This is a genomic window from Azohydromonas lata, assembly GCF_034427735.1.
In the GTDB taxonomy this organism is placed as follows: Bacteria; Pseudomonadota; Gammaproteobacteria; order Burkholderiales; family Burkholderiaceae_C; genus Azohydromonas; species Azohydromonas lata.
This window is the reverse complement of record NZ_JAXOJX010000001.1, coordinates 231,304-246,134: the sequence shown is the minus strand read 5'-3', so window position 1 is coordinate 246,134 and position 14,831 is coordinate 231,304. Positions and strand designations below refer to the sequence as shown.

Genomic DNA, 14,831 nt, shown 5'->3' with positions numbered 1-14,831 from the left:
GTGGCGCGGCTGCCGCTGGTGCCGCTGGAGGCCTTGCCGGGCGAGCTTGCTCAGGCGGTGCGGCATGGCCGCGCCACCCGCATGCTCAGCTCCACCGTGCCGGTACAGGTCTGGGCGCATCGCCCGCAGGTCGCGCTGGCCTGGCTGGCGCTGCTGGACCAATTCCACAACCATGGTGTGCTCGATGCGCGGTTGCGCGAACTGGTGCGGCTGCGCATTGCCACCTTCACCCAGTGCCAGGCCTGCCAGGTCGCCCGCAAGAGCGACGCGGTCGACACCCGGGACTTGGCGGCGCTGGCCTGCCAGGATGCCGACAGCGAGCACTTCAGCCCGGCCGAGCGCGCGGCGTTGCGCTACGCCGAGCGCTTTGCCGTGGACCCGCATGCCATCGACGATGGCGACTTCGACCACTTGACTGCCCACTTCACGACCGCCGAGATCGTGGAGTTGCAGATGTTCTGCGCGCTGATGCTGGCCGGTGGCCGCATGACGCTGGTGCAGCGCGCCTACGAGGAGAAACCTTGACCACTTCCCTGTACGACATCCCGCTGCAGGCCCTGGACGGGGCGCCCACCACGCTCGAGCCCTGGAAGGGGCAGGTGCTGCTGGTGGTCAACGTGGCATCGCAGTGCGGCCTCACGCCGCAGTACGCAGGCCTGCAGGCGCTGCACGAGCGTTACGGCAACCGCGGGCTGCAGGTCCTGGGCTTCCCGTGCAACGACTTTGCTGCGCAGGAGCCCGGCAGTGCGGCGGACATTCGCGACTTCTGCGACACGCGCTTCGGCGTGACGTTCCCGCTGTTTGCCAAGCTCAACATTAACAGCGAGCCCCGGCACCCGCTTTACGCGGCACTGATTGCCGCGCAGCCGCAGGCACAGCCCTCCGGCGACTCCAAGTTGCACGAAACGCTGGGCAAGCACGGCCTGTTGCCCAAGCACGCCAGCGACGTGACATGGAACTTCGAGAAATTCCTCGTCGGCCGTGACGGCCACGTGATCGGCCGCTTTGCACCCGACATCACGCCGGACGATGCGCGCCTGAGCGCGGCCATCGAGGCGGCGTTGGGCTGATTTCTCAGGCACCATCGTCAATTGCGCAAACGCGTGAGACGATGACGGGAAAGACTCGAACTGCTGTGGCGTTTGCGCTGCGCACCGTCGCGGACACCATTGCCATGGCGCTGCTCATTGCAAGGGCATATCCGCCCGCGCAGCGGGCCCAGCGCGCTGTACGAGGCCGCGAGCACGCAGCGAGGCCCTTGTCACGTGGGCCGCGGTGCTAGCCACGCACAGCCGACCGCGGCATTTCCGTGTTCAACACGCTGCGCTTTTGCCGTGACCCGACACCCGACGGTACACCGCCACGGCATGGAGCAACTGCAGCGCCGCTCCAGCCTGCTCATCGTGTCCGGTGTGCTGCGCTGCGGCCGGCGGCGCGGGACCGCAGGACGTGTCTGACCAGGCGCTGCAGCTGCTCACGGGCAGGGTCGAGCAAGGTCAGCCGCCGAAGCGGATGGGGGCGCCCCGCACGCCCCATCCTTCGGTCCCGCCGCGCAGTTTCCTGCTGTGCCCCTGCCCGCAGCGCGCGGCGTTTCGGGGGGCGATGTGACGACACGGCGCACTGGCGCTGTGAGCGGCCAAGCGGCCACGCCGGCCCTGATCAGCCGGGCCCTGGCCGGTGCCCCGTTTGCCGAGACAGCAGCGAGGAGTGCTGAGCGAGCCTGGCGGCTCCCCAGGCGCCTTCCAGGACCCAAGGACACACATGCCTGCATCGACCGTGACACCTGACGAGCATCGCCTGCTGCCGCTGGCAGGCGGGCACAACTTTCGCGACCTTGGAGGCTACGAAACCGCGGACGGCCAGCGCGTGCGCCGGCATGTCCTCTACCGCTCGGGCAAGCTCTCGGGGCTGACGTCGCAGGACGTGGCGCTGCTGGCATCCAAGAGCATCCGGGTCGTGTGCGACCTGCGTACACCCGTGGAGCGCGAGAAGGAGCCATCGGTCACCGGCTTCAGCGCGTGGCATCGGGGCTGGGACTACGACGCCGGCCACAGCCGCCTGCGCCAAGTCGCTGCCGCCCGGGAAGCCACCCCGCAGGATGTGCATGATGCGCTGGCGGCGACCTACCGGAAGATGCCCTGGCACTTTGCCGGCCCGTATGGATGCGTCATCAACCACATTGTCAGCGGAGATGTGCCGCTGGTGTTCCATTGCATGGCGGGCAAGGATCGCACCGGGCTGTTGGCCGCCCTGATCCTGCGGCTGCTGGGTGTCCCGGAAGCGACGGTGCTCGCCGACTACCTGCTCACGGACCGCTGCCTCGACATCGATGCACTGGTGGCAACCCCGCGTGCAGCGGGCTCCGATGCCGCTGCCGCTGGCTTCGCCTACCTGCAGGCCATGCCGCCCAACCTGCGCGCCCCGCTGCTGAAGTGCCATCCGGCCTATTTGGAGGGCGCACTCAGGGCGGTCGAGGCCCGGCACGGCTCGGTGCTGGGCTACATGCACGAGGCGCTGGGCGTCGGTGGCGATGGTATGGCTGCCCTGCGCCATCGGCTGCTGGAGCCCGCCGGCCAAGAGGCCGGACCAGGCCGCCGCGCCTGAGGCGGGGTGCTGCGGCACCCGCCAAATCAGGAAATCACGACGCGGTCGTGCATCCGGGTGAAGCGGGCCTGCAGGCCCGCCGCCGCGCTGATCGCCTCGGTCTCGTCCGCGATCTCGCCAAACAGCGCATCGTTGGCATCCAGGAAGGAGGGCCGTGTGGCCTCGTCAGCAAACACCGGCGTGAAGGCGACCCGGGCGATGCGTCCGTGCTCGATGTCGATCCTGGCCGCCAGGCCCTTGCGCTTGTGCTTGCCGACGACGGCTCTGACGCCGATGGGCGTGTCGCCGGTGTCGCGTGGCCCCTTCATCAGGAACTTGCCCAGCGAGTAGAAGACCACCTTGCCCTTGTAGACCTCGATGCCCTTGGTCACGAGCGTGCCGTGGCCCAGGATCAGGTCGGCGCCATGGTCGATGCAGGCACGCGCGGCCTCGCGCTGGTAGTCGCCGATCGCCACGCGGTCTTCCAGCAGGCCCCAGTGGACGCTGAGCACCACGATGTCGGCCTGCTCACGTGCCGCGCTGATGCTGGCGCAGACCGCTGCCAGGTCCTTGCGGTCCACCAGTGTCCCGACCTGCGGCGCCAGCCCCCAGTCGTTCCAGTTGGGGTTGTGGAAATAGCTGTGCCGTCGCAGCGGGGCGACGCCGGGTGTGCGGCGCCCGGCGTGGGCACCGGGCAGCAGTGCGGCGGTGCAGCCCACGAATGCGACCTTCACGCCATTGCGCTCCAGCACCACCGGCGCCAGCGCCTCGGCGATGTTGCGGCCTGCGCCTACCGGCGCGATGCCTGATTCCCGCATGAGCTCCATGGAGCGCAAGAAGACCCGGTAACCGGCGTGCATCGAGTGGTTGTTGGCGAAGGACAGGACATCGAAGCCCTTGGCTGCCTTGAGGCGGATGGCTTGCGGATCCCCCGGAGTGAACAGGTCCTCGCCCTCCACGTCGTCGTTGAGGTGCGCTTCGACGGGATGAGTGTCCCCTGCCTCTTCCGCGTAAGGCCATTCGCAGTTGCCAAACGTGAAGTCGGCTGCCTGCAGGACGGGGGCGGCGGGGTCAAGCAGTGTCGCGTCGTAGCGGGCGATCATCACGTCGCCCACGCCCACGAGCGTGGCGCATCCCGATGTGGTTTTCGTGGTCACGGTGTTGCTCCTAGGCCCGGCGGTCACTGTCCAGATACCGCGACAGGCGCTGCGTGGCGAAGTCGAGCAAGGCCCCGGACCGGTTGACGCTCTTGCCGTTGCGGAAATCCCGGATGGAAATCACTGCATGCTTGAGCGCAGCGATGGCTTCGTAGTACTCGAAATGCGGCATCGGACGGCCGTAGAGACGCTCGAAGCCACGTATCGCGGCTTCCCGGTCGGGGATGCCGGCGATGCGCTGGTGACCAAGGCGCAAGCTGAAGAGGTCTTCCGCGTACAGCCACCAGGCCAGGTCGATCTCGGCCGGTCCGAGCGTCGCCACCTCGAAGTCCAGCAGCGACGCCACGCGTAGGTCGGCTGCAAACATCGTGTTGCCCATCCGGGCATCGTTCCAGACCAGTCCGGCGTGCTCCACGGAAGGCCGATGCTCCAGCAGATGGCGCAGCGCCCGGTCCAGCAGCGGGTAGGGCTCGCCTTGCGCGGCCCAGGCAAGCCACCGGCCGACGAAGTGCTCCAGGTAGAAGCCGGCATCCGGCGCATGCTGCGGCTCCTGCGCCATGAAGCTGAAGTGCTGCCAGCCGATCCGGTGGAGCTTGGCCATCTCCGCGATGGCGTTCCACCATGCCCGCTCGCGCTGTGGGGCCGTCAGTTCAGCGGCGAACCAGCCCTGTGCGTGGTAGCTCGGGAAATCGGCAGGCACCCGTCCTTCGACCCGCTCCATGAGAAAGAAAGGCGCCCTCAGGATCCCGGCACCCTCCTGCGCCAGGACCAGGCGCGGGACGGCCACGTCGGCAGCATCGGCGATCGCGGCCATAGTCCGGTACTGATGCAGCACGTCGGACTGCAGCGGACAGGCCGCCTCGCGCTGGATGCGAGCCACCAGGTCCCGCTCGTGCCCCACGCCCTGCTCACGCCAGCTCAGCTTGAACAGGATGGTCCGGCTCGACGATCCCTGTGCCGGCTCGACCGGGTCGCTGATGTCCAGGTCGCAGGCGCCAGGCATCTGCGTGGGCAGCCAGCCGCGCAGGCGTTCCATCAGAGCGGCGGTGCTGATAGGAGCGGCATGTTCCTTGATCATGGAATGGTTACGGCTCAACGCCGGCTCCAAGCAGCTTGCGCAGTCCCGAGGCGATCGGCCGTGCGCCTTGGCCCAGACGCACGGTGCGCCGCGGTGCCTTGCCAGCAGTCAGCAGCGGGATGGTTTCCAGGTCCTCAGCCGCGCAGAAGAAGCGCTCGACCATGTGCATGCCGCCCTGGCCCCAGTGGTCGACGTTGGCCAGCCAGGCCTGCATGCCGTAGACCGGCCAGCGGCGCAAATGTGCCCAGGCGCTGTCCTGGTCCGGCACGTCGCGCGCACCCGTGGCCGACAAGGCTTCGCGGTAGTGACGGATGAGCTCGGCCGCCGAGGAACGACGCTCCTCGATCGTCAGGGCGCCCAGCATGAAGTAGGTGACGTCACGCCAAGGCTGGCCCTGGCGCACCAGCTGCCAGTCGTGCCAGACACGCTCGCCGCCGGCACGCAGGAAACTGTTGCCCTGGTGCGAGTCGCCATGCACCAGGCAGCGTGGCCCGGGCTGCGTGCGCGCGAACTCCGCCAGCTCGTCAAAGGCGTGCGCCAGCAGCGTCGGCTGGTCGTAAAGCCAGCGCGGCAGGAAGGCCTGGTAGCTCGGCTTGGCCAGGTTCAGTTTGATGTAGTTGTACATGCGCAGAACCTGATCGGTGTCGACCGGCGTGTTCATGGAGGTCTGCAGCCAGGACTGTGCCGCCAGCAGCGGGCTGTCCCACAAGGCGCCGTGCAGCGCCGCCAGCGACTCCAGGCCCCTGGCCACCCCGTCCACGCCGAGGTGGTGCGCGCTGTTGCCGAAGTCGCCTTCGGCCACGCCCAGGTCTTCCATCACCACAACGCCCCGGCCCCCACCGTCGCCGTCCCAGTCGGCGTAGTACGAGCGCGGCACCGGAGCCTGCAACTGGTCACGCATCAGGTGGTAAAAACGTGCCTCGAGCTCGCAGATATCCCCGCTCTCAAATCCCTCCGACCAGTTGGACTTCAGGCACACTTGGCTGGGAATGCCGGCGGCTCGTCCAACCTCGTTGAGTTCCAGTGCCACGCGCAGCTTGGTGGTGTGGCTGTTTTTGATCTCCACCACCGACAGGCCATGCACCTCGATGCCGGTGTAGCGGTGCGCCAGCAGGCGGCTCAGCCACTGCGAGTTGACCTCGTGCAGGTGGCGTGGCAGGCGGCCCTGGCGTGTGGGGTAGGGACGGTCCGATGCCGTGGGCGGCGAGGCGTCGGCTGCGTGTGTCTGGAGCATGCAGCCAGCGTAGCGAGCGCCCTGCGACGCGGGCAACTGCTGCGCTCAGCTTTGTCTATCGCCGAACGCACCTGACGTATCGATGGCCGACAGGCTGGTGTAGTTAAGACTTGTCACAAGTCACGAGGCCGGATGTCAGAAAGAAGAAAATACAAGGGTTGCCGGCAACTCTCCGGGACGAACACGGCAGCCCGTGGTGCAAACCTACACAAGGCCGCCCGGCTCTTGCAGCTTCGGAATTTGCTCCTAAAACAAGAATGATGGACAACCCCCATCGCCTGTGGAGCCTGCGCGACTTGGCGTTGCTGGCGACCGCGCCCGAGCCCGAATACGACGACCTCGTACGGGTGACGGCACGGCTGTGCGGCACGGCCTCGGCAGCACTGACGCTCGTGGATGGGGAGCGGACCTGGGTCAAGGCCTGCTTTGGCGCAGTGATGCCGGAGGTGGCACACGGGGTGTCGCTGTACGCACAGGCCATCGCCGGCAGTGGTCTGTTCGTGCTGGAGGATGCCAGGCTCGACACCCGCTGGCGGGACACTCTCCTGGTGAAGGAGGCGCCGCACATCGCCTTCTACGCCTGCATGCCGCTGGTGCTGGAGGGCGGGGAGCGCGTGGGCCTGCTGGAAATATTCGATAGCGTGTCCCGACACCTCGATGCCGAGGCCGCGGACCTGCTACGGCTCCAAGCGCGGCAGGCGGTGTGCCTGCTGCAGGCGCGTCTGGATCGCCGGCGATACCAGGAAACCTCGCAGCGGCTGGAGGAGTTGCAGGCCGTGAGCCATGTCGGCACACGGGCGCTGGAGCTGGCAAGCCAGCGCCTGCGCCTGGCCTGTCGCCTGGGCCGGCTCAGCGCCTGGGACTTCGATGTCCTGCAGCAGGCCCTGCACTGGGACGAGGAGCTATTCCACATCTTCGGCTTCGACGTGCACCAGCAGCCCGATGTGGCACAGGTCTTCGAGCATTTCGCACCACCAGATCGGGAACTGCTGCGCGCCGCGTTCGAGAGCTGCTGCCGCGACGCACAGCCCTACGACCTGGTCCTGCGGATGACCAACACCCGCGGCGAAGCACTGTGGACGCGCTCCATCGGCGAGGCCGTGCGGGATGCCGAAGGCCGTGTCGTGCGCGTGCAAGGCGCGTTCCAGGACATCACGCAGCAGGTGCACGCCGTCGAGGAGAGAAACCGCGTCGGGCGCCAACTCGAAGCGACGCTGGAGCGCATGAGCGACGGCTTTTACCTCCTCGACCGCGACTGGCGCATGCTTTACTTCAACGCTGCGGCCGAACAGGTGCTGGCCAAGCCACGCGCCGCGGTGCTGGGGCGGCGCGTCTGGGAGGTATTTGCCGGGATTGTCGGCTCGGAGCTCGAGCGCACCTACCGCGACGTCATGGCGAGCGGCCGCACTGCGCGGCTGGAGTACTACTACCTGCGCCAGGATCGCTGGTACGACGTCACCGCGTACCCGTCTGACGAAGGCATGGCGGTCTACTTCCGCGACATCACCGAGCGGCGCGCCGAGATAGAAACCTGGCGTCTTCTGGCCGAGGCCATGCCACTGATCGTGTGGACGGCGCGCACCGATGGGCAGGTCGACTACGTCAGTCCGGCACTTTCTTGCTATGCCGGCTTGCCGGGCGAGCGGTTGCTGTCCGAAGGCTTTGATGCCCTGGTGCATATGCAGGATCGGGCGTGCGCAAGGGACGCCTGGAACAGGGCAGTCCAGACTGGACAGCCTTTAGAGGTCGAGATGCGGCTGAGGCGGGCTGACGGGGTCTACCGCTGGCACCTGGCGCGTGCAGTGCTGGTATCCACCGAGAAGTGCGGTACCCGCAAGTGGTACGGATCGTCCATCGACATCGACGACAACAAGCGGCTGGAGCAGTCGGCGCGTGCGCTGGCCCGTCGGCTGGAGTCCACGATGGAAAGCATCACGGACGGAATCTTCGCGCTGGATCGCGAGTGGCGCTTCACGCTGCTCAACCGGCAGGCCGAGGTGATGCTCAAGCGCCCACGCGACGAACTGCTGGGTCGCAACATCTGGCGGGAGTTCCCGCAGGCAGCCGGCTCGGAGTTCCAGCGACAGTACGAGCAGTGCCTGGCCAGCGGACGCATCGTTCGCTTCGAGGAACCGTTCGCACCACTGGGCGCCCACTTTGAAATCACGGCCTATCCCGCTGAGGAGGGCCTGACGGTGTTCTTCCGGGATGTCACGCAGCTCAAGCAGGCCCAGAGCGACCGCGCTGCGCGCGAGGCAGCGGAACAGGCCAACCAGGCCAAGAGCCGATTCCTTACGCACATCAGTCACGAGCTGCGTACGCCGCTGAATGCCATCATGGGTTTTGCGCAGCTGATGCAGCTGGACGCGCAGACGCCGCTGGCGCCCAACCATGTCGAGTGGGTGCGCAAGATCCATGCTGCCGGTGAACACCTGCTGGCCATGATCAGCGAGATGCTGGACCTTGCCCGCATCGAGGCCCGGGGTATCGAGCTGCGCCTGGAGTTGCTGGACATTCACGCGGTAGCCACGGCCAGCCTGGACGTCATGGAGCCTCAGGCGGCGGCTGCCGGTGTGTTGCTCACCAACGATGTCCCCATCGGGCTGCCGGCGGTACAGGCCGACGCCCTGCGGCTGCGCCAAGTGCTCCTCAACCTGGTGTCCAATGCCGTGAAGTACAACCGTCGCGGTGGCTGGGTGCGCGTGTCGGCCCAGGTTGTCGGCGATCGCTTGCGCCTTGACGTGGAAGATACCGGTCAAGGCTTGAGCGACGAGCAGCTCGAGCAACTGTTCCAGCCTTTCAAGCGCCTGGGTGCCGAGCGCTCTAAGGTCGAAGGCACCGGTATCGGGCTCGTGATCGCCCGACGGCTGGCACAGCTCATGCACGGCGACTTGCGCGCCGCCAGGGGGGCAGCTGGCGGCAGCGTGTTCACGCTGGAGCTTCCCATTGGTGAGGCCGCGGCCGATCCGGACCAGTCCCCAACGGGCTGAACGTGTTCGACATGCATGGCGCGAGGGGCTGCGGCGGCGGTTCCTCACAGCCCGTCACTGCATCGCGCTGTCGACCGATGCCCCTGGTGCGCAGGGCCGAGTGCGCATGCCCGCTGCGCTTCGGCAGCTTCTGGACCAGGCCAGCCGATGGCCCTGTGTCGTGCAGCAGATCGATGCGCAGTCGCACGGGACGTGCAGCAGCGATCAGCCGACATGCCTGTCGAGTGCATCGGCGTCGTTGCCGACGACCCGGTCACGCTGCTGCTTGGCGATGTAGAGCCGGTGGTCAGCGCAGCTCAACAGGCGCTGCAGGTCGCACTGCAGCGCGGGCTCCGTTGTGCTGGCCACACCTGCACTGAAGCGAATGGGGGGCGCTGCGCTGTCGGCCAGGAGGTTGGCTCGTACGCGCTCGGCCACGCGCACGGCTTCAGCGGCAGCGGTATCGGGCAGCACGAAGAGAAACTCCTCACCGCCCCAGCGGCCCAGCAGATCGCTGCGCCGCAACCCGGCCCGCGCGCGTGCCACGAAGCGTTTGAGAACCGTGTCGCCTACGTCATGGCCGTGCTGGTCATTGATCTTCTTGAAATGATCCAGGTCACACAGCACCACCGACAGCGGTTGGCCGCGACGGGCGCGCGCGAGCTCGCGCTCGAGTTGCGGCAACAGGCCGTGACGGTTGAGCGCACCGGTGAGCGCGTCGGTCATTGCGGTGGCGGCGAGCTTTTCGCGCAGGTCCTGGTACAGGCACTGCAGGAAACCTGCTGTGCTGAACAGCGCCCACAGCATCTCTACCAGCAACCCACGCCGGGCTACCTGTTCCGAGGACGCGGCTGACGTGTCCAGCAGGAGCAGGTTGCTGATCAACATCAGCCCCGCCGTCGCAGCCAGCAGCCGTCCGCCCCAGGTGCGGCGTGCCAGCATCAGTGCCTCGCGCAGCAGCAGCATGCCCACGAGCAGCAGCCCGGCCAGGAAGATGTACAGAAACACCGTGATGTCCAGCACGGTATCCAAGGCGACTACGGTGATACCCGCCAGCAGCGAGTGGCGTAGCAGGTGGCTGCGGCGCACTTCGCGCCCGCGCAGGCCACGCAGCCCCATCGCCTGCCAGTACAGGCCGCACAGCATCAGCGGCAGCATCAGTGTCATGCCCGGCAGATGCAGGCCCAGGAACGCGAAGACCTCCTCCAGCGGGGTCATCAACCGGGAGAGGATCAACAAGGACGCACCGATGAGCCAGGTGTCGAGCCGGACCGCGGCCGTATCCAGGCCCAGCCGCGTGACCAGCAGCACCACCCCCATGGCCGAGGCAAGGATGATGTTGAAGACAACGAGGGCCGGGGTGTCGATCAGGGTCAGGGCATGCATGTTTGCGCTATCGGCCGCTGCACAGCCGGCTCGATACCGCGGCGGTTGCAGCGTGTGCACTGCTGCACACGCCCGGGCCGCATGTCATGCCCAGGACGCGCGGCCGCGGGTCGGCCCTGCACACAGGGCTCGACGCAGGAAGGGAATGCCGCCAGGCGCGTCGGGCTCAATCGAGGTCGAGCAGCACCTTGATGCTGTCATCCACGGCCGCCTCGTCGATGTAGCCTACCGCCTTGGGGTTGGCCGCCACGCTCTTCTTTACCTCGGCGGCGTTCGCAAGTTCCCTGGGCGCCTGTCCCTTGCCCGAGAACAGCAGGCGCGACCAGATGGCCTTCACCTGCGCCAAGTCGCGCCCGGCCACCTTCCTGTAGAAAGCGGCGCGGATGGGGGACGAATCCGGCTGGTCCAGCGGCGTCAGCGAGGTGTTCCGGCCCAGGAAAATCGCGGCCGCCTGCTCCTTGCTCAGTGCCGGGGCCAACGGGTGGCCGACGACCACGATGCCGGCGTGGGCGGTGGTGAGCACCAGCGTCAATGCGACGCCTGCAACGACTTGCTTCTTGCGCATCGCTATGGCCTGCTTCAGAACACGAAGTCCATGGCCACGCTCATCGCGCGCACGCTGGGTTGTCTGGCAGTGAAGCCCGGCGTCGGATCGACGAAGGCGTATTTCGAGTGCCGTGTGGCTTCGATCTGGGCCTTCAACGCCACGTTGCGGGCCACGTCCCAGCGCAGGCCCACCGCTCGCGTCGTGCCGTCCGGCGCGTTGACGCCGAAAGAAAGGCCTTCAGGCATGAAGCGGGCATAGGTCGCGTAGGGCGTCAAGCTGCCCAGGCGCAAGCCGGCACTGACGTAGAAGGCGGCGTGGTCGAGAAGACCCATGGCGCTGTAGCTGCGCCAAATGTATTCGCCCACCGCAATGAACCTGCCGTCGTCGTACTGCGCGCCGATGTCGGTGAAGGTGTCGTCGCCGCTGGGGACCGGGGTACCAGAAAACGTCGCCCCCTTGCCCAGCGTCCTGCTGGCGCGCAACGTCCACGCGTTCCTTTCCGCCGTGACCGCCACCGAGTAAAGCCGCCGGTATTTCAGCTCGGTCCTGACCGCCAGGAACAGCGGCGCCTCGCTGGTGCCTGCCGAGGCTTGCACGCCCAGGTTGACTGGACCGTCGCTGCTGCGCCACAGCAGCTGTGCGCCATCGAAGGACGTGTGCGCGTAGGGACCGTACACCTCGTTGGGAGCACGCAGCCAATGGATGGCGTAGCCGACGTTGCGGGTGTCCGAGACCATGAAGATGGGCAGCACCAAGCGGCCCGCGCGCAGGTCCAGACCTTGCATCGGCGTGGATTGGACATACAGCCACTCGAGCTGGGGATCTTCCCGGCCATCACGCCGGCTGGTCAGCACCTGGCCCACGGCGGAGAAGGCCTCGTCGACGTGCAGTGTGGCCTGCAGGCCCAGGCGCGAGTCCACGCCAAAGTCCACTGAGCGGTCCGCGCCCTTGTGCTGGCGGGGACTGCTGCGGAACTGGACTTCGTCGGTAGAGGCCCTGACTGCGCCCAGCGTGCCATAGCCGCCAAAGGTGAAGGACGCCTCGGCGCAGGCACTGAATGCACACGCGCCCAGAGCAGCCAACACGGCCACCGTGCGCATGGGAGGGAATGTCTCGTACATCGCGTTCTTGATTGCTTCACCGTGCCGCCCTTCGGGCTTGAGGGGCGGCACGCAGGCAGTGGGCTGCTCGGGAAGCCCTTGTCAGGACTGTCCGAGACAGGTGCGTTCGCTGGTGCCTGCTGCGGTATCGGCAATCGGCCACAGGAATGTGAACGGCGGATTGCCAAACCGTTCACGTTCTGCAATCCATTGAGCACCGGGATAACCCTGAAACGTGCTCCTGCTCGGTGTCACTCCACCGCTGCCGCGCCACGGGCCGCGCCAGGGGAGTGGCACGGCTCAAGGACAGCTCGCTCATCGATGCTGACACGTCGGGTCACGAGCAGCAGCACCACGGCTGCTGCCGCCGACCCCAGCAGCGCGGTGGTCAGCGAGGAGCGATCCGCCACGGCACCCCATAGCGCCGCACCGCCGGCACTGCCGCCCATGATGCTCATCTGGTAGATCGCCATGCCGCGCGCGCGCAGCGCGGTGGGCAGCACGAGCTGAGCCGACATGGTCAGCGTGTTGGCCACGCACAGCCACACCGCGCCCGACAGCGCCAGCGCCGGCGCCAGTGTCCAGGCCTCGTGAGCCCACACGGCGGCCACGGTGGCCGCGGCGTAGAGCCACACGCCGGCGTCCACGATGCGATCACGCGCTGCCGCAGCCGGCAATCGGGGCAGGGCGAACGCGGCCAGCACGGCCCCGGCGCCCATGGCCGCCAGCAGCGCGGTGTAAGTCGTGGCGTCGGCGCCGATGCGCTTGGCCAGCAGTGGCAGCAGGGCCACCAGCGCTACCGACTGCGTGAAGAAGACAAAGGCGCGCAGCAGCACGGCCCGCAGCACGGGCGAACCGTGCACATGGCGCAGGCCCTGGCCGATTGCCGACAGCATGGGCGTGCGTGCCGCGGGCCTGGCATGCGTGGCCACGCGGGCACGCAGGATCAGCCAGCATGCCAGTACCGACATCGCAGCATTGAGGACGAACACCGCCACGGTGCCCAACGAGGCCAGCACGGCCCCAGCCACGATCGGACCGACAACCCGCGTCAGGTTGATGGCCACGGCGTTAAGCGTGAGCGCTGCGGCCAGCTGCTCGCGCGGCACCATGTCGGGCACCAGCGCAGAAAACACTGGAAAGCGCAGCGCCAGACCCACGCCATTGAGCAGGCATAACACCAGCAGCGTGACGGGCGTCATCGCGTCGGTTGCCGCCAGCACGGCCAGCACCGCGGCCGTCAGCGCGATCCAGGCCTGTGCGAAGGCCAGGAAGCGCCGGCGCTCCAGCGAGTCGGCCAATGCGCCACTGGCCAGCCCAAGCAGGAACAGCGGCAGCGTGCCTGCAGCCTGCACGCCGGCCACCAGCAGCGGGCTATCGGTGAGCTGCGCCATGCGCCAGGCTGCGACCACCTCGTGCATCCACATGGTCATGTTGCCGGCCAGCCAGGCCAGCCACAGCATGCGAAACGCCGGGCGTGACAAGGGGGCCCGCAGCCCGGGCGTCGCGGCCTCAGCCACCGCGGCGTGCCATGTCGACGAGGTCGGCCATCGTGGGGTTATGCGCCAGCATGCCGCCGTCGGCGATGTAGGTCTGCCCGTTGATGTAGCGCGCTTCAGCGGAGGCCAGGAAGCACACCAGCGCGGCGATGTCCTCGGGCTCGCCGAACTCCGGCACCAGCAGGTGGCGCTGCATGACCTCGATCACGGAGGCCGCGGCACCCCGGGTGCCGGGCGTGAGCACCAACCCAGGTGCCACGGCGTTGCAGCGGATGCCCTGCTTGCCGTGGTGCGTGGCGATCTGGCGTGTCAGGCCGATGATGGCGGCCTTGGACACGCTGTAGGCCATGCGCGTGATGTCGCCGGCGAAGCCGCCGGTGGAGGCGGTGTTGACGATGGCACCGCCGCCTTGCGCGATCATGGTCGGCAAAGCGTACTTGCAGCCGGCCAGGTAGCCGCGCAGGTTGACCGCCATCACGTGGTCCCAGACCTCGAACTCGATGTCGATGGCGTTGTTGTCGCGCCTGTGGATATCCGGCGCGCTGAGCGCGGCGTTGTTGTGCAGCACGTCCAGGCGGCCCAGGCGCTCGACCGTGCCGAGCACGAGGCGCTCGATGCTTTTCACGTCGGCGGCATCGAACACCTGGGCACGGGCTGCAGGGCCCAGCTCGGCGGCCAGGGCCTGCGCGCGCTCCTCGTTGACGTCGGCGATCACGACCGTCGCGCCTTCGGCCACCAGGCGGCGGCAGGTGGCTTCGCCGATGCCCGAGGCGCCACCGGTGACGATGGCAACCTGATCCTCGAAGCGACCGGGATGCGGGCCAGGCAGGTTTGAAGCGGGGCTCATGCCGACACCTCCTTGGCGGCGGCGAAGCCTCGGAATTGATCGAGCTCGAGCGCACCAGGTGCGGGCGGCTTGAGGAAATAGCGCACGTACAGCGCCCCGGGCTCGAAGCGGTAGGTCTCGATGCTCTCGATGGCCAGGTCGGTGCCGACGATGCAATTGCGGTGGTGCACGGCAGCCTCGTTGCCGTTGACGATGGTCGCCACCACGTCGAGCGTGATCTGGTGGTTGTGCTTGTCGTACATCTCCTCGATGACGAACCAGCCGTCGGCCTGTTCGTCGCGGCCGACGTACTCGATTTCCAGCCGCTGCGGTGCCATCTCGCGGTAGAGGGCCAGGAAGCCAGCCTTGTCATGTGCGTTCCAGCAGGCGACCTGGCCGAGCATGAAGCGCTCGACAGCTGCGGGGTCCACGGTGTGCATGGGGGTGTCTCC

At 67.6% G+C, this 14,831-nt stretch carries 13 protein-coding genes; 4 read left to right on the top strand and 9 right to left on the bottom strand.

What is annotated here, in order from left to right; all coding sequences use genetic code 11:
• The 3 genes from SM757_RS01135 to SM757_RS01125 all read left to right on the top strand — a co-directional run bounded on the left by SM757_RS01135 (nt 1) and on the right by SM757_RS01125 (nt 2,604).
• Complete coding sequence (locus tag SM757_RS01135) at nt 1-525, top strand: carboxymuconolactone decarboxylase family protein (protein WP_028998294.1); 525 nt, start codon at nt 1-3, stop codon at nt 523-525.
• Nucleotides 522-1,070 (top strand): glutathione peroxidase, encoded by a 549-nt coding sequence (locus SM757_RS01130; protein ID WP_028998293.1) that lies wholly within the window; start codon nt 522-524, stop codon nt 1,068-1,070. Before SM757_RS01135 ends, SM757_RS01130 begins: the two co-directional genes overlap by 4 nt.
• A 691-nt stretch (nt 1,071-1,761) precedes the next feature.
• Nucleotides 1,762-2,604 carry a tyrosine-protein phosphatase gene (locus SM757_RS01125; RefSeq protein ID WP_322463883.1) on the top strand — a complete coding sequence of 281 codons (843 nt, stop codon included), beginning with the start codon at nt 1,762-1,764 and terminating at the stop codon, nt 2,602-2,604.
• A gap of 26 nt (nt 2,605-2,630) precedes the next feature.
• Here SM757_RS01125 and SM757_RS01120 read toward each other — a convergent pair whose 3' ends face one another.
• From SM757_RS01120 to SM757_RS01110, 3 genes are read right to left on the bottom strand one after another with little or no spacing between them, the layout of a single operon-like run.
• Nucleotides 2,631-3,740 (bottom strand): CapA family protein, encoded by a 1,110-nt coding sequence (locus SM757_RS01120; protein WP_322463882.1) that lies wholly within the window; start codon nt 3,738-3,740, stop codon nt 2,631-2,633.
• 10 nt (nt 3,741-3,750) lie between these two features.
• Nucleotides 3,751-4,818, bottom strand: coding sequence for a phosphotransferase family protein (locus tag SM757_RS01115; protein WP_322463881.1), 1,068 nt, complete (start codon nt 4,816-4,818; stop codon nt 3,751-3,753).
• Nucleotides 4,819-4,825: 7 nt separating this feature from the next.
• Nucleotides 4,826-6,052, bottom strand: a complete 1,227-nt coding sequence (locus SM757_RS01110) for a phosphotransferase (protein ID WP_322463880.1) — start codon at nt 6,050-6,052, stop codon at nt 4,826-4,828.
• 296 nt (nt 6,053-6,348) lie between these two features.
• On the opposite strand from SM757_RS01110, the gene SM757_RS01105 reads away from it, so the two are divergent.
• Nucleotides 6,349-9,042 (top strand): PAS domain-containing protein, encoded by a 2,694-nt coding sequence (locus SM757_RS01105; protein WP_322463879.1) that lies wholly within the window; start codon nt 6,349-6,351, stop codon nt 9,040-9,042.
• A gap of 204 nt (nt 9,043-9,246) precedes the next feature.
• Here the strand turns inward: SM757_RS01105 and SM757_RS01100 are convergent, their stop codons facing one another.
• From SM757_RS01100 to SM757_RS01075, 6 genes are all read right to left on the bottom strand, one after another.
• Entirely contained in the window at nt 9,247-10,407 is a 1,161-nt protein-coding gene (locus tag SM757_RS01100) for a GGDEF domain-containing protein (protein ID WP_322463878.1), read from the bottom strand.
• A gap of 166 nt (nt 10,408-10,573) precedes the next feature.
• Nucleotides 10,574-10,972, bottom strand: coding sequence for a type 2 periplasmic-binding domain-containing protein (locus tag SM757_RS01095; protein WP_322463877.1), 399 nt, complete (start codon nt 10,970-10,972; stop codon nt 10,574-10,576).
• A gap of 14 nt (nt 10,973-10,986) precedes the next feature.
• Nucleotides 10,987-12,075 carry a porin gene (locus SM757_RS01090; protein WP_322463876.1) on the bottom strand — a complete coding sequence of 363 codons (1,089 nt, stop codon included), beginning with the start codon at nt 12,073-12,075 and terminating at the stop codon, nt 10,987-10,989.
• 230 nt (nt 12,076-12,305) lie between these two features.
• The gene (locus SM757_RS01085) at nt 12,306-13,517 is read right to left on the bottom strand and encodes an MFS transporter (RefSeq protein WP_322463875.1); all 1,212 of its coding nucleotides are present in this window, start codon (nt 13,515-13,517) and stop codon (nt 12,306-12,308) included.
• 49 nt (nt 13,518-13,566) lie between these two features.
• Entirely contained in the window at nt 13,567-14,400 is an 834-nt protein-coding gene (locus tag SM757_RS01080; protein ID WP_051242515.1) for an SDR family NAD(P)-dependent oxidoreductase, read from the bottom strand.
• Nucleotides 14,397-14,819, bottom strand: a complete 423-nt coding sequence (locus tag SM757_RS01075) for a nuclear transport factor 2-like protein (protein ID WP_064735964.1) — start codon at nt 14,817-14,819, stop codon at nt 14,397-14,399. Before SM757_RS01075 ends, SM757_RS01080 begins: the two co-directional genes overlap by 4 nt.
• Nucleotides 14,820-14,831: the final 12 nt, after the last annotated feature.